The organism is Nostoc sp. NMS2 (assembly GCF_017115105.1).
Classification (GTDB): Bacteria; Cyanobacteriota; Cyanobacteriia; order Cyanobacteriales; family Nostocaceae; genus Nostoc.
This window is the reverse complement of record NZ_JABXKH010000159.1, coordinates 14,620-35,973: the sequence shown is the minus strand read 5'-3', so window position 1 is coordinate 35,973 and position 21,354 is coordinate 14,620. Positions and strand designations below refer to the sequence as shown.

Below are 21,354 nucleotides of genomic sequence, written 5' to 3'. Positions count from 1 at the left end.
GTTTTCTAGCTTCCTTGGGAGTCAGATTCCTCCACCTCCAAAGGTGGAAGATTTTATCTTGGGATTTCAAACCAATATAAAATCTGATAACTGATTTAAGCGTGTCTTTATACCAGCTTAAAAATCAAACAAGGCATCAAAGATCAAGTTAGGTGGTGACGGTGTGATGACTTACCAATGAGTTGAGATATTGACGGCTCCCATGAACGTGAATTAGGAGAAAGAACTGTGAAATTACACTGGTTACTACCCAGCACTATTGGAACTATCTTCATGCTATCGTCGCCTGCAATGGCTGCGAGACTTGAATCTTGGCGCTTTGATGCCAATCAAAACAGGCTGGAAATTAATACTGTGGGAGCAGTTCAACCCCAGGCACAACTAATTTTCAACCCGACTCGGCTGGTAATTGATTTGCCAGGAACGACATTTGGCCGTCCGCAGCTAACTCAACAGGTGGGCGGTGGAATTCGCTCAATCCGGGTTGGGCAGTTTGATACAGAAACAACGCGCATAGTTGTAGAACTGACACCTGGTTATACTTTAGACCCCAAACGAGTCCAATTTGTTGGGACAACTGGCAATCGCTGGACGGTGCAATTACCTAGACCAGAAGTTGATAGAGTAGCCTCATCCCCAACCTTATCTCCCAGAAGAACTGCTTACACTGTCGTTACCCCAGACTCTGACCCTCAACCTAGTATTTCAAGGGTTGCCAGTACTACACGAGGGGCGACTCAAATTGAGGGCTTGACAGTAACAGGCGATGGGTTGTTCCTCCGTACCAGTGGTGGCAATCCAGGGATTAAGACAATTCGCAGCCGCGATCGCGCTAGCATCTTCATAGATGTCTCTGACGCATCTTTATCACCACGTCTGGCGCAACAGAATAATCAGCCTGTTAACAAACATGGTATTAGCCGCGTCGAATTCACCCAACTACAAAACCAAACTCCTATCGTTCGCTTGACTTTGCGAGTAGATAAAAATAGCCCAGATTGGCAAGCAACTAATAGTAACAGTGGTGGTTTGGTGGTTCTGCCTAGTCGCGTTGTCAGATTGCCTGGAAGTAGTAATTCGGACAATCAATCACAACCACCCTCTTTCCCTAGCAGATTATCTGCTACTAACAACTCCCCTGCAACCATTGAGTCTGTGCAACTGGCTGATAATGGCAGACAACTGCTGATTAGAGCAGACCAAACTTTATCTGCTACGGGAACCTGGGATAGATCCTCCGGTGTGTTCCGCGTCACAATTAACAATGCCAAGTTAGCTAAGAGAGTTACAGGCCCTACTTTTGCCCCCAATAGCCCCATTCTCAGGGTACGTCTGCAACCCCAAGCAGCCAATACAGTTGTTGTTTTAGTTCAACCAGCAGCCGGAGTGCAACTTGAGCAACCCCAGCAAATCAGCGACCAGCTTTTAGCTATACCAATACAAGGTTCTCGTCGAATTGTCGCCCTCCCCAAAAGACCGCTCTTTGCTTTACCTGGGCTACCACCACCAAACCGGGGGCCATTCCCAGACCCAAACAATCCCAATCCCCAGCCCCTATTCCAACCACAGCGCCGAGTTACCAATGGACGAGTGGTAGTCATTATTGACCCAGGACATGGCGGTAAAGACTCAGGAGCGCTTGGTATTGGAGGGGCACGCGAAAAGGATGTGATCTTGCCTATTGGTAAAAGGCTGGCACAGATTTTGCAGCAAAATGGTGTACAAGTGATTATGACCAGGGATTCTGACTATTTTGTTACCCTTCCGGGAAGAGTGCAATTAGCAGAGCGAGCTAATGCTGATGTGTTTGTTAGTATCCACGCTAACTCAGCAGGTGCGAGTCGTCCCGATGTGAATGGTTTGGAGGTCTATTATTACGACACTGGTTTGGATCTCGCTCGCGTTGTCCGTAGTAGCATTCTTCAAAGTATTGGTACTCTCAAAGACAGGGGAGTCCGGCGAGCCAGGTTTTATGTCCTTAGAAAAAGTTCTATGCCCTCCATTCTCGTGGAAACGGGTTATATGACTGGTCGAGAGGATATGGCTAGGCTCAGAACCTCAGCTTACCAAAATCAAATGGCAGAAGCGATCGCTCGTGGCGTTCTTCAGTATTTAAAGAGAAGATAAGTAATTTAGTCGAAATTATTGAGTCAATACATCTAATCTTTAACCATGTTTATCCAATTTAGTAGTAAAACCAATTTAAGTATTATTGCGGCGGGACAAGAGTAGCATCTTTGTTATTGTCATCTGATGCTTTACAAGTCAAATTTATCTGGGCTAATGGATGGCATGGCAAAATCAGAGGAGCGTGCTATATTTTACGCCATTAGCTTTGTCTTAATAACAGCGTAATACTCAAGTGTGTGCGGTGATGGTGTGAGGATTTGCCAATATATTGAAATGTTGACGGCTCCCATGAATGTGAATCAGGAGAAAAGACTGTGAAATTACGCTGGTTACTATCCAGTACTATTGGAACTATCTTCATGCTATCGTCGCCAGCAATGGCTGCGAAACTTGAATCTTGGCGTTTTGATGTCAATCAAAACAAGCTGGAAATAAATACTCTAGGGAATGTTCAACCCCAAGCACAATTAATTTTTAACCCCACTCGTTTGGTAATTGATTTACCAGGAACGACATTTGGCCGTCCACAGCTAACCCAACAGGTGGGCGGTGCAATTCGAGCTATCCGGGTTGGGCAGTTTGACGAACAAACAACGCGCATAGTCGTTGAACTGACTCCTGGTTATACTTTAGACCCCAAGGGAGTACAATTTGTTGGTAGAACTGGCGACCGATGGCTGGTGCAATTACCTACGCCAGTAGCCGAAAATGCCCCCTCAACAAATACTGGTGGGCAACAACAAGCTATAGCCACACAACCTTCACCGAGAACATCTCCATCAGTTTTCTCTCCAAGAGATATTTACAACGTGGTGAGAACAAGCCCTGTTAATCCACCTAGAAACGGAATGCTTGCCGCCAGGGTGACTCAAATTGAGAACTTACAAGTTACAGGCGATGGTTTTTTCATCCGTACCAATGGTGGTAATCCCCAAATTCAAGTAAATCGTAGCAACGATCAAAGAGCAATTAACATCGATATTGCCAGCGCTACTTTATCACCAAGTCTAGAGCAACGCGATTTGTCGATTAATCGCTATGGTGTCAGCCGTATTCAGTTCAGCCAACTACAAACAAGCCCATCTGTTGTTCGCATGACTTTACAGGTGGATGAAAATAGTCAAAATTGGCGAGCAACTAATAGTAACAATAGTGGTTTTGTGCTTCTGCCCAGTCGTGGCATTGCCCAGTTGCCTGGAAGTAATAGTCCACGCCCCATACCATCTAGTACAGCGACAATTGAGTCTGTGCAACTGGCTAATAATGGCACACAACTGCTGATTAGAGCAGACCTTGCTTTATCTGCAACAGGAGCCTGGGATAGAACCTCTGGTCTGTACCGCATTACCATCAACAATGCTCGGTTAGCTCCCAAAGTTACAGGCCCGACTTTTAATCCTAATAGCCCTATCCTGCGAGTCCGCCTGCAACCCCAAGAATCTAATACAGTCACCGTCTTGGTTCAACCAGCAGCCGGAGTGCAAATTGGTGAACTTAACCAAGTTGGCGACCAACTTTTGGCTCTAGAATTACAACGTTCTGGTAGCGTTACACAGCAGCCGATTGATTTACCTCCTTTATCGCCAAACCAAGGTCAATTACCAAACCCCATAGATAATCCCCGTCCGATATCCCGGCCACAGCCTCGCCCCTCTGTTCCTAGAGGGAAACTACTAGTTGTGATTGACCCAGGACATGGTGGAAAAGACTCAGGCGCTCCTGGTATAGGTGGACTTTTAGAAAAAGATGTAATTCTGCCTATTGGTAAAAGGGTAGCAGCAATTTTAGAGCAACATGGTGTACAAGCAGTACTAACGCGGGATGCTGACTTTTTCGTAGAACTTCCGGGACGGGTAGAAATTGCCGAGCGAGTTAATGCAACTGCGTTTGTCAGCATTCACGCTAATTCTGTTGATAATCGCCCTGATGTGAATGGGTTAGAAGTATATTATTACGATAGTGGTTACGATCTAGCAGAAGTAGTTCGCAATACCATTCTGCAAAACATCGGTACAATCAAAAACCGGGGAACCCGCAAAGCCAGATTCTACGTTCTCAGGAAAAGCTCTATGCCCTCGATTTTAGTAGAAACAGGTTATATGACTGGTCGAGAAGACAATCCCAGATTGGCAACACGAGAGTATCAAAATCAGATGGCAGAAGCAATCGCTCGTGGCATCCTAAAATACTTACAGAGGTAAAAGGTGATATTTAGAATCCTTTGGCGTGCAGAATTTAGTGGTCAATTAGCCGATTGTCTGCTAAATTCTGTATTTTAAATCCCAAAACCTAAATTAATATCAGCCTGTGTATTCATCTTCGATCTTTGAAGCGAATCTGGACGATTTTTCGGCTCTTGAACCCCAACGTGCCCCAATTGGCATCTTTGACAGTGGTGTGGGTGGATTGACGGTACTGCGACAAATATATCGGCAACTCCCCAATGAATCAATTGTTTACTTTGGGGATACAGCCCGACTTCCTTATGGAATTCGCTCACAAGCAGAAATTTTACAATTTACGCGCGAAATTCTTACCTGGCTACAACAGCAGCAGGTAAAAATGGTAATTATGGCTTGCAACACCAGTTCTGCCCTAGCCCTAGAAACCGTCCGTCAAGAATTCAACATACCCATTTTGGGGGTAATTCTACCGGGTGCCAAAGCTGCGGTGCAGCAAGGAAAGCGGATTGGTGTAATTGCCACTCCAGCGACGGCGAAGAGTAACGCTTATAAGCACGCCATCCTCGAAATTGCTCCTGATGTTCAAGTCTGGCAAGTTGGATGTCCTGAGTTTGTGCCACTCATTGAGCAAAACCGGATTCATGACCCCTATACTGCTGAAGTGGCACGAGCCTACTTAGAGCCTTTACTAGAGCAAGAAATCGACACCTTAGTTCACGGCTGTACCCATTATCCCCACCTTACACCAGTATTGCGATCGCTCCTCCCCTCTCAAGTCAAGCTAGTTGACCCAGCTGTTCATGTCGTGGCAGCTTGTGCCCAAGAGTTAGACTTGCTAGGCTTAAAAAATACTCACCTTCCACTACCAACTCGCTTCGCCGTTAGCGGGTGTCCACAACAATTTTCCCAGTCGGGAGTACAGTGGCTAGGCTATACCCCAATGGTTGAAGAGGTTTGCTTCACTGATACTGCCATTTCCCAACTCCATTGAAGTGGGAAGGGGGAAGGGGGAATTGGGCACTTGTACTGAGCGACTTGTGCCGAGCGAAGTCGAGGTAAGTCGAAGTATTGGGCATTGGCCAAACAGGGCATGGAAAAGAGACAAGGGAGACAAGGAAGAGGGGGGAGACAAGGGAGAGACTTAATTTTAATAATTCCTCCTTGTCCTCCTTGTCCTCCTTGCTCCCCCTGCTCCCCTGCCCCCCTGCCCCCCTTAGGCAGGAGTAAACTTCAGCGAAACACCGTTCATACAGTAGCGCTTGCCTGTGGGTGCAGGGCCGTCATCAAAAACATGACCCAGATGACCACCACAACGACTACAATGTACTTCAGTTCTGGTCATGAACAACGACTTATCTACAGTAGTAGCGATCGCACCTTCAATCGGGTTAAAAAAGCTGGGCCAGCCAGTACCACTGTTAAATTTGGTATCAGAGGTAAACAGTGGCAGTTCACACGCAGCACAATAATAAGTACCCTTGTCGTACTCCTTATCTAATTGACTGGTGTGAGGGCGTTCAGTCCCGTGCTTACGCAATACATTAAACTGTTCTGGCGTTAAAATTGTGCGCCACTCTTCTTCTGGTTTGGTAATTTCAAATCCACTATTAGAAGTTGTCATCGCTTTTGACCCCCAGTTGATATACCTTGATAACAATGCTGTGCCGACTATTACTGCACTAGCCTGTAAAAAATACCGTTTGTCCATATATCTATTATTTTCTATTTTCCGGTTAACTGGTCAATCAACTCCAGTACGGAATTCCCTACTTAATCACTATAATCAGCGATCGCCCTGAATTAGCGCTGATAAACTGATTAAAATTAGCTAAGAAACCAAAAATTATTCTGCAATCAAACACTGTAAGGAATCGAAATCAACTGTATATTTTTAGATGCGATGTCTGCGACGGGCTATTCGGTGTCGCATTCTGGCTAAGTAAGTTGGTGCGAAAAAACCAAAGTATGTTACGAAACGTAAATAGACTTAAAGCCCTTATTAATGACCAATACTTCTCTGCGAGACGTTACGCGAACGGCTTCGCGGTTCCTGAGCGTAGTCGTACCACTTCGTGGAAGCAAGCTACGCGCAGCGTCTCGTAGAGAAGGGCAGTACAAGTGAAAAATGACAGCCTTTGCCAGTTAGCTTTAATTGCGGCGACCTACTTGTATCAACCAAAACTTTGAACAACATACATATCATTACCCGTATCCCCTACTAAAAGCAAGTTACTGTCATTACTTTCTATATCTCGACTGCCAGCGATACCCTTTTGCAGGACTTTAATCAGTCTTTGGGGAGTGAAAGATTCTAATTCCACAAACTTTCCAGATTCTAACCATGCTAATTCTTCAGCAGATAAACTTTGACGAACTTCTTGAGATAATTGTTTAGCTGCTTGCGCCGACTCTGGAGAGGATTGAATGAACATTCCGCGTTTAGTAGCAATAATTTGACTTGGCGTTAATCCGATATCAATAATCACAATTTCACTATTGAGAAACCAATTAGCATTGGTTCTCAAATTATGAACTAAACCAATTCCTCGTGGATTGCAATCATGCACTGCATAGACTTTCAAATCGGAATTACGCCGCAGCATTTGCATTGTGGTGTCAAAAATGCTTTGGGGATATCCAGTAATGCTGAGAATTGCACAGTTATTTTCAAAGTGAAAATTATTAGCAATTAATAATTGAGCAATGTTAGCACTATCACAAACTACTAATCTATCAAAACTGTAAGCAGTCACATCAGGATTAACTGTGGCTGGTGTATTTTCTTGCTTTGGAGAAGGAAGAATTTTGAGAATTGAACCATTGATTTGCTGCCAACGAGCTAGCCAATCTTTAACCTGAGATTCAGGAAATAAAAATTCTTGTGTTAAAAATTCAATTCGTCCTAGCTGTCGAGTTCCTAAATATATGGGCAACATTCCCATAATCACAACAATGACAAAGAGGGGAAATGACTTTAAAGCAAGAATTCCTATAGAAAGGATAATTCCTCCTATAATTTGTAAATTCCTCGCATTCTGTTTGCGACTTACAAGATTGAGTTTAGTTGATTTGCTACTTGCATAAAAGAAATTAATAAACGCAAGATTTACTATTAGCGGTATAAAAATTGTTATTGATGTAATAAGATTAATAAATAAAAAGGGAAGTAGCCAGCCAAATCGTGAAATTGACTTTGAGCTTTTTCTTAGACGATTATCTAGAAAATAAAGCAGTTGTTTGGGTGTGAAAAATAAGGTATTATTTGCAGAAATATCAGCGATCGCCTTTGCAAAAAAAGGATCAGTAATCTTAATATTACTCATACTGACCGGTTCAAAAGCAAAGAGATGATTGCATTTTAGACACCGACCTTGATTAGCTATCCGGTCTTTTAGTTTATTGTCAGTTCCGCAGTTAATACACTTCATAATGGTTGTTTGATGTTAGTTATTAATTGTTAGTCAATACGCTTAATGTCAGGGTTGATCTCCCCTAACCCCTCTTAAAAAAGGGGGGAATTATCAGGAACCTGATTTGTTAGCAAAACACTGTAGTCTTCTCGTTGGCGAATTAAGCGGTGTGTACCATTTTCTAGCAAGACTTCCGCAGGTTTGGGACGGTGTAAAAAGTGAGACGACATGGCATAACCATAAGCACCGACATCTAGAATGGCAACGATATCACCAATTTCTAGTGCTGGGAGTTGGCAATTTTTCCCTAGATAATCTCGTGAATAGGTAGTGTTACCACAAATATCAGTTTTGAATAGGGAGACGCGATTAATCGCGTCTGTACAGGAGTAGGGAGTGGCGGATTTGTCTGCTTGCTTCCAGGTGATAATTTCTCGGTAGCCACCGTGTACTGAGGGTACTGAAAGATTGGCAACGGTGGTATCAACTCCGACAATCTGTTTTTCTCCTTGCCATTTTACAGAAACAACTTGAGCAAGCAAAATTGCACATCCAGCGATCGCAGCTCGTCCCGGTTCAATCACCAAATCAATTTTCCGCCCTAAATGAGTAATTCTCTCGGTTAACTCAGCGCCAAATATTTCCCAGTCAAAAGCTGTTTTGTTGTGGTGATACGGGTAGCCAAAGCCGCCACCAAAATCTAAATATTCCCAATCTGATAATAGTTGTGCTGTGGCGATTACTGTATCAATTACTTGGGTGAAAGCTTCTGTAGCATTAGTTCCCGTCCCTCGATAGAAGTGTAAACCACTCAGCTTTAATCCAACCTCACGAGTTTTAGCGATCGCATCACCAAATTCTTCAGGACGCACACCAATTCGGCTATCTCCGGTAATTTCTGGCAAATTGAGGCGTAAACCTAGCCGGAGTGAAGAGATGGGGGGATGGGGGAGATGAGGGGGATTATTTTGTTTTGGTGTACTTTTGCTAATTTTGTTAGCGAAAACTTCGCAGCACAATTGTAACTGAGCGAGGCTATCGAGATTGAGTGTTGTAACTCCCCAATTTAAGACTTGTAGCATCTCAGCCTGATTCAAATTGCTGCCACTGTAAACAATCTCACTAGGATCGAAACCAGCTTGCAATCCCAGGTAGATATCTCCTGGGGTATTAGCGTGAAGTCCCCACCCAAATGAGCGAAAAATTTTTAACAATGCAATATTGCCATTAGTAACGCTTGCAAACCGAAATTGTGTGCGGGGATAACTGACTGCTTTAGTAATGCGCTCAATAGTTTCGCGCAAGCGATCGCCATTATAAACATAAAGAGGAGAACCATAAATACTCAGTAACTCCTGAGCAACTTCCCCAAAAAATGGCCGACTAAGGGAATTTTGAAAGTCATAAAATTTCTTGCTCTCCATAACTTCAAGTTAGTTGCTCCATCTATCAATTACGAATTACGAATTACGAATTACGAATTATCTTGTAGTTTCTCCATAGCCGACGATGTAACCAAAAAGGATGATCCAAGGATTTTTTACTTGGTTCTTCATTTAAGACGTGCGATCGCCAAAGTTGCCACATAATAAGTAACCAGAGAGTCTCACCAATCCGACGGCCTTGAATAGCTGCTCCTAGTTTGCCTTCAACGATTTGGGCCGCAATGTGAGGATAAAAGTGATTGTTGGTGCGAAGTGTTTCTGGATTGAGCCAGATGCCTAGCTGATGCCAAAAATCATTTAAACACCAAGAAGTTAAGGGAACCCCCATCCCCCGCTTTTGTCGCCAAACAATTTCAGGCGGGAGCCAATTTTCTACAGCCCGTTTGAGGATATATTTTTCACAGGCTCCTTGCAAACAGAGTTCTCCAGAGAGGCGGAATGTCCATTCTGCCAGAGGTAAATCACAAAAAGGCGATCGCACCCACAACCCATGAGCAAACCCCAATGCAGTCGCACGGGGATGGATATTCTGCGCTCCTTTGAGCATCAGACTGGCACGACGGAGGCGATGTAGCAACGATGGACACTCATCACGATTCAGAGCCGCCAACAGCCAATCTTCAGGATACAAATTTTGGATCTGTGCATAGACCTCTGGCTGATAAACTTGAGATTCGTATCCCCCAAGACGGTGAAAGGTGCGGAGATATTGCTGAATAAAAGTTTCCTGTCCGGTGGGATTTTCTGCCTGATAAACACCTGCGGCAATTAAAGGTTTGTTTGTCCAACCGGCAAATAATTGATCTCCACCTTCGCCGTTAAAAATTACCTGAGTTTCCTGACTCGCCCTTTCAGATAGGAGATACAACGGCACACACACGCCATCTCCAAAGGGCAAATCTAATGCTTGCACAGTAGGAATTAGGGCATTTTTGATGGAACTTGGCGTTACTGCAACTTTAATAAGCGGAATTTGGAGAAACTGGGCGACTTGTTCAGAGTATGGATATTCTGAAATACCTACGTCACCAAAATCTAGAGTGTAGGCGCGGACTTTCACCCCTGCTTGCACCAGCAGCGCCGCCACTACTGAAGAATCGAGTCCGCCAGAGAGAAATACCGCAACAGGTTCATCCTTTAAATCGGCAATCTGTCGTTCTATGGAGTCTTTAAGGAGAGTTTGCAATTCGGTAATTGCTGTAGCTTCATCTGTTAACTGTTCTGGGGCTTCCCGCCACGAGTAGATGTGCTTAGATTTAGGTGTTTGTAGCTTGCCTGATTGACAATCACTCTGCCAAACTAATTCAGTTCCTGCCGTCACTGCAAACACTTCCTTAACAGGGGTTAAGGGTGTGGGAACGTAAGAAAAACAGCTATAGCCATATAACCCAGAAATGCTAACTTCTGACTGTTGCAAAATCGGTAAGAGTAGTTGCAGTTGTGATGCAAACCAGATAACTTGTCCTTGTTGAGTCCAATACAAGGGCATCTTTCCGAAAGGTTCTCTACCCAAAATCAGACAGTTATTTTCTTGGAGACTTACCCAAGCATCGGGTGAAGTGAATAATCCTGATGCCGAAATAGCAGCAATTTGATTTTCTAGCGGTGGGGAATTTCCATCAAGTCCTATATAAGCAACATTCCAGATTTTCAGACCTAACCCCCTAACCCCCTTCCCTGCGTTCGCGCAGCGGCACGAAGTGCGGGAAGGGGGAAAATTCAAAGCCTCTCCCCTTGAAGGGGAGAGGTTTGGAGAGAGGTTTTTCAGAATATTTAACAGCGCCTCCAACTCATCTTGAGCGCCGTAACCCCAATAGCCAAGAAAATGATGCGGGATGTTACCCATCTAGACTATTTCACTTCAAAGGTTTCATCACTAATCTGCCGACCTTCCAGCAACATCTGCACCTTCCAATTGCCAACAGTTGCAGCCGGATTAATAGTGTAGCGACACTGGGTATCCCAGACAGGCGTATTAATTTCGCGGGTTTGATAACTGTTTTGCTTGACAATTTGACCACTGGGGTCAATCCAATTACAGGAAAGAGCCAGCTTTTTACCCAAGGGTGCATCCTTTAAAGTGACATGGTAAAAAATTTCTGGATTGGTTTGGCGGGAAACTGTCTTCAAGTCACCGCCAGTATTTGATACCAAGGTGATGCGGTCTTGTTGAGCAGAAACGCGAGAGAGTGCAGAATTCTGTCGCTGGATGAAAAATATTGTAGATGCACTCAGTATCACTAAGAATGCCACAACTCCAGAGGTAATCCATCGATTCCGGCGTTGCTGTACCTCCAGCGCTTGGCGGCGATTTAACTGAATCAGCGCTTCATCTAGTAACTCAGGCGGTAAATTCAATTCCTGTAAAATTTCTCTAACCTGCTGTTGGTCTAGTTCGGCTTCTCGACGCACTTGCAGACCTTGTACTTCTGTGACTATTTGTGCTAATTGCTCTTGAGTCAGTCGCTGCATCATCGCTTAACTCCTGTTAAATAATTCGTAATTCGTAATTCGTAATTCGTAATTAAGTTTTGCGGTGGGGTTAAAATCCCACCGCAAAACTTGTCGCGCTTTAGAAGCGAGGGATTTAGACCTATCAAAAATGTTAAAAAAACTTGATGGCAATTCTTGATTAAGTAAGTCGGCATAATTAAAGTTAACTGGCGGGGGCTGTCATTTGTCCTCCCTTCGGCTCCGCTCAGTGCAAGTTGTCCTTTGTCATTGATAAGGATTTTAAGCCTGTTTACGTTTCGTAACATAATTTGCTTTATTCTCGCCGACTTACTTAGGTGCAATCAGAAGAACTCTATACTCCTTTTCTAGGTACATCATAAGCTACGACCTAAAGTTGTTGCTTTTCGGATTCTTTCTGAGATATCTTTCCGAAAGCTTTATTTATTTAACCAATCTAAAATCTAAAACTTGTACTGAGCGAAGTCGAAGTATCTAAAATCCAAAATTGTTATGGCTCAAGAACAACAAACCGCAATTGAAGGTATCTATGAAGTCTGTATAGGCATCCCGGAACCAATTTCTGCAATTCAATATTGGGAGCAATTTGGCTATCGTATTGGTCAAGTGGGTGAATTAACCGCAGATGTAGCCTATCAATTATATGGAGTAAATTCTTCTTTACGCTCAATTCGCCTCTACCATCAAAATTCAGATCATGGTTTGATTCGGTTGATGGTTTGGCAAAACCCCACCCATGAAGGTTTGGGAATAGCATCGATGAAAATTAAGGGAAATCGCTGGGCGACAAGCTTAACTACAGATGTGTTAAGTATCTTAAATCATATAGAGGATGCAAAAGCCGCAGGTTTTCCTATTAGGCACTCTAACCCTTATTGGGAAGTCATCTACAACAAAGAGAGGAAAAGCCGTCCTTTTATTGAGCCAGCAGTCGGTGTAAGAGAAATGCTGCTACTTCAACCTTTAGCTCGACAAGTTTTATTTCAACGCTTTGGCTATACACTACCGCATTACGGACAAGTTAATCATAATGCTGCTCTCAAGGCTAGTCAGTTTACCCATATAGGAATCATTTCTCAAGATGACAGCAAAGAAACCCTCAAGTTTTATGAGGAAGTTTTAGGTTTGCTGCGTGTGCGTGATGATGTCGAAACTAGCTATGAATCTTCGCCAGCAGGTCGAGATATTTTTGACCTTAACCCTGGTGAAAAGTTTATTGTGACTACTTTTGACGATCCGCGTTCTTCTAAGTCTGACCTGATGGCTGCACGCAGTGGTAGACTTTATATTGTTCGATTCCCAGAATCTATTAATTTAGAATCGCGTTTTGAGGCAGCCCAACCAGGTAGCTTGGGTATGTCTTTATATACCTATCGGGTTAAGGGAATACAGAAGTATTGCGATCGCATCAAAGCCACTACTGCACAAAAAGTTACAGATATTATTAGTAATGAGTTTGGCGAGACGAGTTTCTCCTTCGTTGCGCCAGATGGCTACTTCTGGACTTTGCTAGAAGCTAATTAACTGGGCATGGGGCATTGGTAGTTATTGCCCATGCCCAATGCCCAAAAGCTAGTTTTCATTTATTTACGCCAATAGACAGTTCCTTTTTGCTATGTTTCAACTGTTTCCAAAGCACCTTAATTTGCTCGTAAGCTTCTTCTGGTGATAGTTTTCCGCCTGTTTCTAGACAAGAGATGTAAGTAATTTTTTGAGCAAATTCTTGGAGGTTGGCATTAAATGCTAAAGTCTCTGGCTGAAATTTACCATAATATCGGCTACGAGGGTAAAGAAAGTTATTTTTATCTTGTGAGTTAGGTTGTGTCATTAATTTGCTGTCTGTAATTTTTTATTAGAGTTCTAGATTTGATTGTTATCTACGTGTAAATACACAGCAGAAAATTCCAATTCCAGAAGAAGTTCATATTGTAGTAAAAAAAATATTTTATTGACTAGTACGGTACGGCAGAAATCTGCTGGTGCATATTAAGCACTATAGTGCTTATTGATACAGGCGCTCAAGTTTTTACTACAAACTTATTTACTACCCAAAGTTTGCTCTAGTTATCGCGTATTAATTTCTTGCTTTCACTACTGCACTTTTTTATTCACCTGTAACCAAATTTCTAAACTCACAAGCAACCAAAGCTTTACTCCATAACGACTCCAAGTATCTCCTTGATAGTTTAACCAATTACGAATTGGCAACTGGTTCAAGTAAGGAGTGATAGCTGCATTCCGATTTAGTAATAAATCTCTGGCTTCTTGCTGCCAATATTTCCGAAATCCTAACTGCACAGGAACCATCATGCCACTTTTGGGACGATGAATAATTGCCTCTGGTAGAATATTTGCGTTCGTCGTACCCCTACGGGAAAGCAAGCTACGCGCAGCGTCTCGTAGAGAAGACGTACCATAGGTAATTGCTTGCTTCAAGACTGCTTTTTCTTCCACTCCAGAAAGTTTATACTCTGGAGGGATTTCCATGCTTAAGTCTACGACTCGTTGGTCAAATAGGGGAGAACGACCGTGTAAAAGGGCTGCTTGAGTCAAGTTACTGACTTTTGTCAGAATTTGGTCAGCACCTTTAAATTTGATGTTCATTGCCATCAAACGATTCAGATAGCTGGCTTGGGAAGATAAATCTTCTTCAAAAACCCAAGGTGCTGTTTGGACTGCTGTCAAAACTTCTGGTTTTAAAAGTTGTGGTAAGTCAACAGCGCACTTTTGAAAGGAAATTAAATAAGCTTGCAATGCATCCTGATTGGTGACAGAGCCATATAAACTATTGATGAGCATTGGCTGATTTTTTGGCCCACCAAAACAGGGGTCGCCACCTTCACCATTTAAAACTACTTCTACGCTTTCTCTCGCCAGTCGTCCGAGCAATAGGTTGGGAACAGTCAGTGGGTCGCCAATGGGGTCATCTAAATAGGCCATTGTTTCTGGCAGACGTTCCCACATATCCTTAAAAGTAATTTCTAAAATGTGGTGCTGCGTTTGGCAATGAGAAGCAACAAGACTGGAAAATTCTAACTCATTGGGAGATTCTGAACCGAAATGAATCGAGAAGGTGTGAACTGGTGCTTTGTGGAATTTCGCTACTAAAGCAGTGATAGCGCTAGAGTCCAAACCACCAGAAAGAAAAACACCAACGGGTTCATTTGCTGGTGGTAAATATTCTTGAACAACTTGGTTTAGAAGTTCTCGCAAGCGATCGCCATGCCATCCTAAAGGTTGATCTATTGCTATAATCTTTTCTTGAAGCTGCCAATAAGCTTCAACTTTGTGGTCAGGAAATTCTAAAACGGTTCCAGGTCGTAGTTCGCGCACCTGTTCCCAAAGCGTTCTTTCTCCTGGAACAAAGGCACAGCAAAGATAATCTCGCAACGCTACCAAATCTAAATCGGATGAACGATGAGGTGATAAAGTTCTCAATTGAGGCGCAATCCAACGAACCGAACCAGTGGTAGTGTAATAGAGAGTCCGAACACCGATGCGATCGCGAATCAATCTCAACACCTGTTTCTCTCTATCCCAAACCACTAGCGCAAACATCCCCACAAGTTGGCTAAGACATTCAAAGCCCCATCGTTCCCAAAGATTGGCAACTAGTTGCAGAGAAGTTTCTCTAAAGCTATCCGGTTCAATCCCTAACTTTTGCAGCAACTGCACTTGGTTAGTTAACCAAACATCACCAACAACAACAAATCGTTCTCCAGAACTGATTGCTAATTTCTCCGTCATAAATCCAGAAGCTGTGTGTGGTATGACTACAGAAATTTTTTCATCTCGCCAAGCTATATTTTCATAACTTTCATCAACTGTTCCCCAAGCTACACGCCAGGTTGGGTTGGTTTTGATGGATTCGATTTTAGGAGATTTACGGTTTTTAAACGCATCAAATAGCATGGGAAATTTTCAACGCATAATTAGTCATTTTAGGCAGTTTTTGGGCATGGGGCATGGGAAAGAAGCGAGCTGTCGGAGGCATTATTCTGTTACCGGTAGCAGGGCGTTTAGCCCATCCTGACTCCTGAATTTTGTTCGATAATGTCAGTTAATGCACATAATTTGTGTTGCTATCCAAGATAATATAGGAATTTTATAAACGAGTAAGCTTTTTATATCTACAATAAATATTCGGACAATCTCTGTAAGAGAGAGCGATCGCCTAACCCATCCACTACTTAATAGCAAAAATACCTGGAATGCTTATGAAGACAAGCTTATAGCTTTTCTCAATAAGCATTTCGGTCAACATTTTATTTTTCTCTGTTCATAAATATAAAATATCGCTAAACTCTGCCATCAATTATGCAAGCATTACAAATTGTTTGAATTTTCAACTTTTTTTAGTGGCATTCGTCCATTGACTGACGAAATTTGCATAAATTCTTAAACAATATCTGATAAGTTTCTAGCTGTTTAAGATATGAGGATTGATGATATGTCAGCAAAAGAGTTTCTCAAACGTAAGTTTGATTCCCTTTATCCTCATCTGAATGAAAGATCAATACGTCTGTGGGCTGCGGCAGAAGCCACTGCATTCGGTAGAGGTGGGATTACGCAAGTTTCTCAAGCAACAGGTCTGTCACCAAAAACGATTCGAGTTGGAATCCGTGAACTTGAAATTGAGCCAGATACTCAAACAAAAAACCCCCCATTTAAGGAGAAAATCCGATCTAAAGGAGGTGGTAGAAAACGTCTGCTAGATACTGACCAAACCTTAATTCCAGACCTGGAGACATTAATTCAACCAGTGAGTTGTGGACATTCAGAATCACCTCTACGTTGGACTTGTGAAAGCACCACAAAAATAGCTGAAAAATTGCGAAATAAGGGTCATGTAATAAGTGCTAGAAAAGTTGCTTCTTTATTGTATCAACTTGGTTACGAGCTACAAAATAAGCGTAAAACTAAAGAAAGAGACTCTCACTCTGACCGGAATATTCAATTTCAATATATTTCCGATCAAGTGGAAAATTTTCAAGCCCGTGACCAACTCATAATTTCACTTGGTGTCAATAAAAGAAAAGCTATTAAAAACTATAATAACAGTGCCCAGGAATGGCAATTAAAAAAACAATTTATCAAGTATGAAACCGATCATTTTTCTGAGCAAGAACTGTTAAAAGTTCTTCCAGATGAAGTTTATAATTTGACTACAAACCAGGAGTGGGTAAATGTAAGCATCAATAATGAAACCGTAGAAATTGCTGTTGAGTCAATTCATCGATGGTGGCAAGATATGGGCAAAGAAATTTACAAAAATGCTACAGAATTGTTGATTACAGCAGACTGTAGTGAGGCCGACAAGTATTGCTTAGAGTTATGGAAGACCCAACTCCAGAAACTTGCTAACGAATTTGGACGGATCATTCAGTTTGCACATTTTCCGCCTGCTACAAGTAAGTGGAACAAAATAGAACATCGGATGTTCTATCTAATCGCTGAAAACTGGAGAGGTAAACCACTAACTATTAAAGAAGTAGTAATTAATCTGATTAGTACTACTACCACCAATAAAGAATTGATACTTGAAAATCCACCTGATGAAAATAATGATCGGATAGACATGAACGTCATTGACAAAGAATTGTCAAAAGTACATCTACAAAAATCTGAATTTCATGATGATTGGAACTACCGATTTTTACCTCAAAATTCTTTGGACTTCTCTAACTCCTAATAAATATGGTTATAACTTCTCCTTATAACGATTATTATTCCTGTAGAAAATAAAATTTAGTTTCCTGGAAGTCATATTTAATAAGAGCCTTGGTGAATTAGACTCTTATCAGATCCGTGAATATTTAGATGTGTTTGCGCTGGCTGATTCATAATTTTACTTTATAAGTTATCAAAAGCGATGAACTTTTTTAGACTCTTGCAAGAGTATATCATAGACTACTCTTTTTTTACGGATGCAAAACTGTTCGGTTTCTTGAATGTCATTTTTGGCAATCTCAACCCAATTATAATCTACCGATATTTCTATACATATCTAACCTGAACATCTTTTAAAAAAAATAACAAGCTTCTAAAAGAAGTAAGTTATTTCTGCGCGATTACTAATAGACCAATCTTGCTTGAATAGTCATATTTAGTTGTGCTACTGTAGTATTGTAAACATGAACTTCGCAATAGTAAACAATAGTTAAACCAAAATTACACGGTTAGCATTGCTTACTACTAGTCCTGATTATCAGTCTTGTCTTTTCAACCAAATAGCTCCATTTAATGAGAGCAATTCCCGATTTAGAAATCCTGTAACGCTAGTAATTTCTTAATTATTAGCTTTCCAAAAGCAATAGTTTTAAGTCGGTAATGACTTTGTTTATGGTGGTGGTGAGGATGACTTTTTACTGGTGAATATGGTAACGATACACTCTATGGTGAAATCGTTACCGATTTAATAGTTGGTTGTACAGGAGATGATCGGGTTTTTGGAGATGCAGGTAAAGACTTACTGTTTGGAGTTGATGGCATAGACTTTTTAAATGGTGGTGATGGCAATGATAGACCTGGAAGGTGATGCTGGAAATCACGCCTTGAATGGTGGTACGGAAGTAGACAGACCAAAGGGTGGTAAAGGCAAATTAGTTATTGCAATCCATAACACATAAAGATTTATGAAAGACCAAAATCAGTCTTTTCAAAAGACTAAACCAAAACACAATCGTGAAGCGAACAAGTTAGAAGTTATGCGTGATACTTTGAGTCTTTCTCAACAACATTGCGATCTACTTGAATATTGCGATGTACTTGTTAAGCATCTAACTCCAGATGAGCTTACTAATTATCTAAATTCTGATGAGACTTTTTTCGGATTTGGATATGGAGGAAGCGAATCTATGACCCTCTTTTTAGAAAAACCAGGTAGTGGAAAATTTGTCCGTAAGGTGTTAAGTGAACGTCTGATTACCCCAAAATGGGGACGGGAAGGCACTAATGTAATGTTGCCTCCTTGTGCGAAAGCTAAAAGTCAGACTCAATACTTGATGAATCTGCCAGACTTAGTTAAGCCTCTTTTTCCTCAAGTATTGAATGTGATTGAGCGCGAACAAACAGTAACAGAGGATGGATCTACAATCTACGAATATATTTACGACATGACTTTTGTTGCTGGCATTGAAGTTAGCCAGTTTGTCAGAAGATGTAATCCGTCCAAGGAAATTGTAGCCGCACTCTATTGCGTAATCTTCCGGCTGCTGAATGAAAAGATTCACAGTCAGCATCGGCGCAAAATGTCGCAGCCTACTTTAGAGCAATCGTATTTCACCAAAATCGAAAAGCGTCTAGCTCTCGCGCAGGAGACAGCACCGATAACTTTCAGTGACAGCCTGCTAAAAAGCGAAGACATTATGATTAACGGCAAGAGAATGCGTAACTTGCCTCGTCTGCTCAGAGAGTTTCGAGAAAATCCAATTTACCATTCGATTCTAGAGCCGAAGTTCCACTCTCTGGTTATGGGCGATACTAATACGGAGAATATCAAAATTGGCAATATCGAGCCATTGTTGAGACAATATGACAACTTCTCTGTCACAAACCCTCCGTTTACTGCTGAAGATATAGAGATTCGTTTTCTCGATCCACGTGCTATTGGATTTTATGAGAACGGTGTTGATACTAATGCGGACGATCCGATGTACGACAACAAGCCCTGGCACAATAGTCTCGGCAACTATGATAAGATTCACGGTGAGCATTTTGATCTTGCCTACCAACTCCACAGAGAAATACCCCATATTTTGCTCGCGTTTGATGAGGAAAACCCATACGAACTTGCATACAGTGGGATAGAAGAACATTTCAGCGAAGTTATGACTGCTGCTTGGAAGTTGGACAATCCAGATTCAGATGTAAATCAGAACGATCCCAACTGGCTCATACGTTTTGTTTTCCTGATGGGTACCCACTTTATGGCAATGCCCCCGTACCACTTCAGTAAGAACAACGATGGTATTTTGATCGACAATGCACATCAGCAAAAGCGTCCATTAGCAATTTACGTTGAAGGCATTAAGTGGCTGAATTTAACTCTAGATATGCTCGAAGGAAAGATAGATGAATTCCACGGCATCCCGGTTCCTGATTTAAAGATTTTCAACCACGAACCAGTAACAGGAAAACTACCTTTAGATTATGCCGAAAATCAGTCAGATGAACGGTCAGCGCCAGCGTTTCAAAGGGCTGCTAAATGAACGACGGATTTTTCCAACCCCTTGGCACTGGTGCGTTCACGGCTTAGGGATTGGGCAGGAAGCAACAGGCTTTGAACCAGATAAATCAGAGCGGTTGCTCAAAATAAGTCTGGCGCTATCTCGAAAAACCAACATTAGTTATCATGGATTTGCACATCATTTGCTTAATGGCATCCTTGCAACATGTGAAGCTGTATCTTTAGATAAGCGATCGCATGATGAGTTTAAAAACGCGATCGACCAGTTACCCAGCGAACCTTGGCAGTACGCACGTGCTTGTGCTTTATTAACGGAAAGTTTAGTTAAGGTTGGTCAGCTTGAACCCTATCGACATCTTGTTCATTGGCATCTAAAAAGAGCATTACAGCAAGTCGCAGAATTGAATTTATCCAGCGATAAGCTTCGTTATGAGCAATTACAGCTGTTCGCTAATCTGCTCTTAGCCGTAGGGCAGGCAGAGTTTACCGACTTGCTAGGATTACAGCAGCAAAATGGGGATATCTATACTGATATAGCTTTGCAATTGGCTACAACTATCTCTGATATCTTTTACCGTGGTAGAGGTTCCGCGATTATTTTTTCCGTCCTGGCTATCATCGGTTGCAGAGAGCAAGTATGTACTGGAGAGCAAAATCATCTTCAGACTCTTTTAGATATCTTTGATTCGGAGTTAAATGAATCATTGACACGAGATTCAGATGGAGTTCATGAGGGATCAGATTACTATCTATTTCCACTCTCGCTAATCCTCAATGCAATTGCCGTGTTAGATTGTCCTGATTATCTAACTTATAAGAGAGACTGGGTAGAACAAGCTGTATCGCTTTATCATGCGCTCTCGCCTGCTTCACAGGCTTCGCAAATAACATTTTTTATCTATGCATTAGATAATCTCGGAGTGCTTGATGTCTATGTGCCTGATGTAATCACATTCTTTCATAAGTGTATGGAAGGATATATACAATCAACAGATGGCTTCCGAGTTGATGCTTATTTACGATGCACTTACTTGATTCATTTGGCTTGTCAGTTAGGATGCCTTAACATACTTCATCCGTGTATTTTGTCAATATTCTCGAATAGTGCAGCACAGATATTCGGTTCAGACCATTATCTCAAAAGTACTTATGGCTCCAGTTATATGGTGGCGGCATACTCATTATCTGCATTCGATAGAATAGGCAAATTGGATATGTTGTTTAGTCCAGAAATCGGACTGCCAAATGCGATCGGTAGTTTTCAAGATAATCCTGAGTCAACCGCAATAAATTCACCAAAGACCGTGTTTGCGCTGATTGAAGCTGGGTTGCGAATGCGTCCTATTGGGTCTTGTGATACGCCACTTTTCCAAAAGGTTCACATTGACAAGTAACAGCTTGGAAAATCATATTCATGGTTCACAGTTTTGGTAAAGTTCAATAGATGATTTGAAAACCACATCTGTTGTAGGGGAAATTCATGAATTGCCCCTATAGCAGGACTGTATTTCCTATGAAAAAAGAAT

At 42.0% G+C, this 21,354-nt stretch carries 15 protein-coding genes; 8 read left to right on the top strand and 7 right to left on the bottom strand.

Annotated elements, in window-relative coordinates; translation table 11 throughout:
- The first annotated feature begins 228 nt into the window (after positions 1-228).
- The 3 genes from HWQ36_RS28820 to murI all read left to right on the top strand — a co-directional run bounded on the left by HWQ36_RS28820 (position 229) and on the right by murI (position 5,304).
- Positions 229-2,127: an N-acetylmuramoyl-L-alanine amidase gene (locus HWQ36_RS28820; protein WP_292709213.1), complete on the top strand. Its 1,899-nt coding sequence runs from the start codon at positions 229-231 to the stop codon at positions 2,125-2,127.
- Between the two features lie 317 nt (positions 2,128-2,444).
- Positions 2,445-4,331 (top strand): N-acetylmuramoyl-L-alanine amidase, encoded by a 1,887-nt coding sequence (locus tag HWQ36_RS28815; protein ID WP_292709211.1) that lies wholly within the window; start codon positions 2,445-2,447, stop codon positions 4,329-4,331.
- Positions 4,332-4,437: 106 nt separating this feature from the next.
- Positions 4,438-5,304, top strand: a complete 867-nt coding sequence (murI, locus tag HWQ36_RS28810; RefSeq protein ID WP_292709209.1) for a glutamate racemase — start codon at positions 4,438-4,440, stop codon at positions 5,302-5,304.
- 222 nt (positions 5,305-5,526) lie between these two features.
- Here the strand turns inward: murI and msrB are convergent, their stop codons facing one another.
- The 5 genes from msrB to HWQ36_RS28785 all read right to left on the bottom strand — a co-directional run bounded on the left by msrB (position 5,527) and on the right by HWQ36_RS28785 (position 11,643).
- On the bottom strand, positions 5,527-6,021 hold the full coding sequence (gene msrB / locus HWQ36_RS28805) for a peptide-methionine (R)-S-oxide reductase MsrB (RefSeq protein ID WP_292709207.1): 495 nt from the start codon (positions 6,019-6,021) through the stop codon (positions 5,527-5,529).
- A gap of 463 nt (positions 6,022-6,484) precedes the next feature.
- Positions 6,485-7,636 (bottom strand): hypothetical protein, encoded by a 1,152-nt coding sequence (locus tag HWQ36_RS28800; RefSeq protein ID WP_366829879.1) that lies wholly within the window; start codon positions 7,634-7,636, stop codon positions 6,485-6,487.
- Between the two features lie 179 nt (positions 7,637-7,815).
- On the bottom strand, positions 7,816-9,147 hold the full coding sequence (locus tag HWQ36_RS28795) for a decarboxylase (protein WP_292709203.1): 1,332 nt from the start codon (positions 9,145-9,147) through the stop codon (positions 7,816-7,818).
- 43 nt (positions 9,148-9,190) lie between these two features.
- Entirely contained in the window at positions 9,191-11,014 is a 1,824-nt protein-coding gene (locus tag HWQ36_RS28790; RefSeq protein ID WP_292709201.1) for an asparagine synthetase B family protein, read from the bottom strand.
- A gap of 5 nt (positions 11,015-11,019) precedes the next feature.
- Positions 11,020-11,643 carry a DUF3859 domain-containing protein gene (locus HWQ36_RS28785; protein ID WP_292709199.1) on the bottom strand — a complete coding sequence of 208 codons (624 nt, stop codon included), beginning with the start codon at positions 11,641-11,643 and terminating at the stop codon, positions 11,020-11,022.
- Positions 11,644-12,132: 489 nt separating this feature from the next.
- On the opposite strand from HWQ36_RS28785, the gene HWQ36_RS28780 reads away from it, so the two are divergent.
- Positions 12,133-13,164, top strand: coding sequence for a VOC family protein (locus HWQ36_RS28780; protein ID WP_292709197.1), 1,032 nt, complete (start codon positions 12,133-12,135; stop codon positions 13,162-13,164).
- A gap of 55 nt (positions 13,165-13,219) precedes the next feature.
- Here the strand turns inward: HWQ36_RS28780 and HWQ36_RS28775 are convergent, their stop codons facing one another.
- Positions 13,220-13,468: a hypothetical protein gene (locus HWQ36_RS28775; RefSeq protein ID WP_292709195.1), complete on the bottom strand. Its 249-nt coding sequence runs from the start codon at positions 13,466-13,468 to the stop codon at positions 13,220-13,222.
- A 263-nt stretch (positions 13,469-13,731) separates the two neighbouring features.
- Positions 13,732-15,552, bottom strand: coding sequence for an asparagine synthase-related protein (locus HWQ36_RS28770; protein ID WP_292709193.1), 1,821 nt, complete (start codon positions 15,550-15,552; stop codon positions 13,732-13,734).
- A 538-nt stretch (positions 15,553-16,090) separates the two neighbouring features.
- On the opposite strand from HWQ36_RS28770, the gene HWQ36_RS28765 reads away from it, so the two are divergent.
- From HWQ36_RS28765 to HWQ36_RS28755, 4 genes are all read left to right on the top strand, one after another.
- Entirely contained in the window at positions 16,091-17,332 is a 1,242-nt protein-coding gene (locus HWQ36_RS28765; RefSeq protein WP_292709191.1) for an ISAzo13 family transposase, read from the top strand.
- 711 nt (positions 17,333-18,043) lie between these two features.
- Complete coding sequence (locus HWQ36_RS34465) at positions 18,044-18,178, top strand: hypothetical protein (protein WP_366829893.1); 135 nt, start codon at positions 18,044-18,046, stop codon at positions 18,176-18,178.
- Between the two features lie 319 nt (positions 18,179-18,497).
- Entirely contained in the window at positions 18,498-19,850 is a 1,353-nt protein-coding gene (locus HWQ36_RS28760) for a hypothetical protein (protein WP_292709189.1), read from the top strand.
- Entirely contained in the window at positions 19,792-21,222 is a 1,431-nt protein-coding gene (locus tag HWQ36_RS28755) for a hypothetical protein (RefSeq protein ID WP_292709187.1), read from the top strand. The genes HWQ36_RS28760 and HWQ36_RS28755 overlap by 59 nt, the downstream gene beginning before the upstream one ends.
- Positions 21,223-21,354 lie beyond the last annotated feature (132 nt).

What these genes read in the sequence shown, in the direction of transcription:
- msrB (WP_292709207.1), bottom strand. Translation starts at nt 6,021, where the DNA reads ATGGACAAACGGTATTTTTTACAGGCTAGTGCAGTAATAGTCGGCACA.
- HWQ36_RS28800 (WP_366829879.1), bottom strand. Translation starts at nt 7,636, where the DNA reads ATGAGTAATATTAAGATTACTGATCCTTTTTTTGCAAAGGCGATCGCT.
- HWQ36_RS28795 (WP_292709203.1), bottom strand. Translation starts at nt 9,147, where the DNA reads ATGGAGAGCAAGAAATTTTATGACTTTCAAAATTCCCTTAGTCGGCCA.
- HWQ36_RS28790 (WP_292709201.1), bottom strand. Translation starts at nt 11,014, where the DNA reads ATGGGTAACATCCCGCATCATTTTCTTGGCTATTGGGGTTACGGCGCT.
- HWQ36_RS28785 (WP_292709199.1), bottom strand. Translation starts at nt 11,643, where the DNA reads ATGATGCAGCGACTGACTCAAGAGCAATTAGCACAAATAGTCACAGAA.
- HWQ36_RS28780 (WP_292709197.1), top strand. Translation starts at nt 12,133, where the DNA reads ATGGCTCAAGAACAACAAACCGCAATTGAAGGTATCTATGAAGTCTGT.
- HWQ36_RS28775 (WP_292709195.1), bottom strand. Translation starts at nt 13,468, where the DNA reads ATGACACAACCTAACTCACAAGATAAAAATAACTTTCTTTACCCTCGT.
- HWQ36_RS28770 (WP_292709193.1), bottom strand. Translation starts at nt 15,552, where the DNA reads ATGCTATTTGATGCGTTTAAAAACCGTAAATCTCCTAAAATCGAATCC.
- HWQ36_RS28765 (WP_292709191.1), top strand. Translation starts at nt 16,091, where the DNA reads ATGTCAGCAAAAGAGTTTCTCAAACGTAAGTTTGATTCCCTTTATCCT.
- HWQ36_RS28760 (WP_292709189.1), top strand. Translation starts at nt 18,498, where the DNA reads ATGACCCTCTTTTTAGAAAAACCAGGTAGTGGAAAATTTGTCCGTAAG.
- HWQ36_RS28755 (WP_292709187.1), top strand. Translation starts at nt 19,792, where the DNA reads ATGCCGAAAATCAGTCAGATGAACGGTCAGCGCCAGCGTTTCAAAGGG.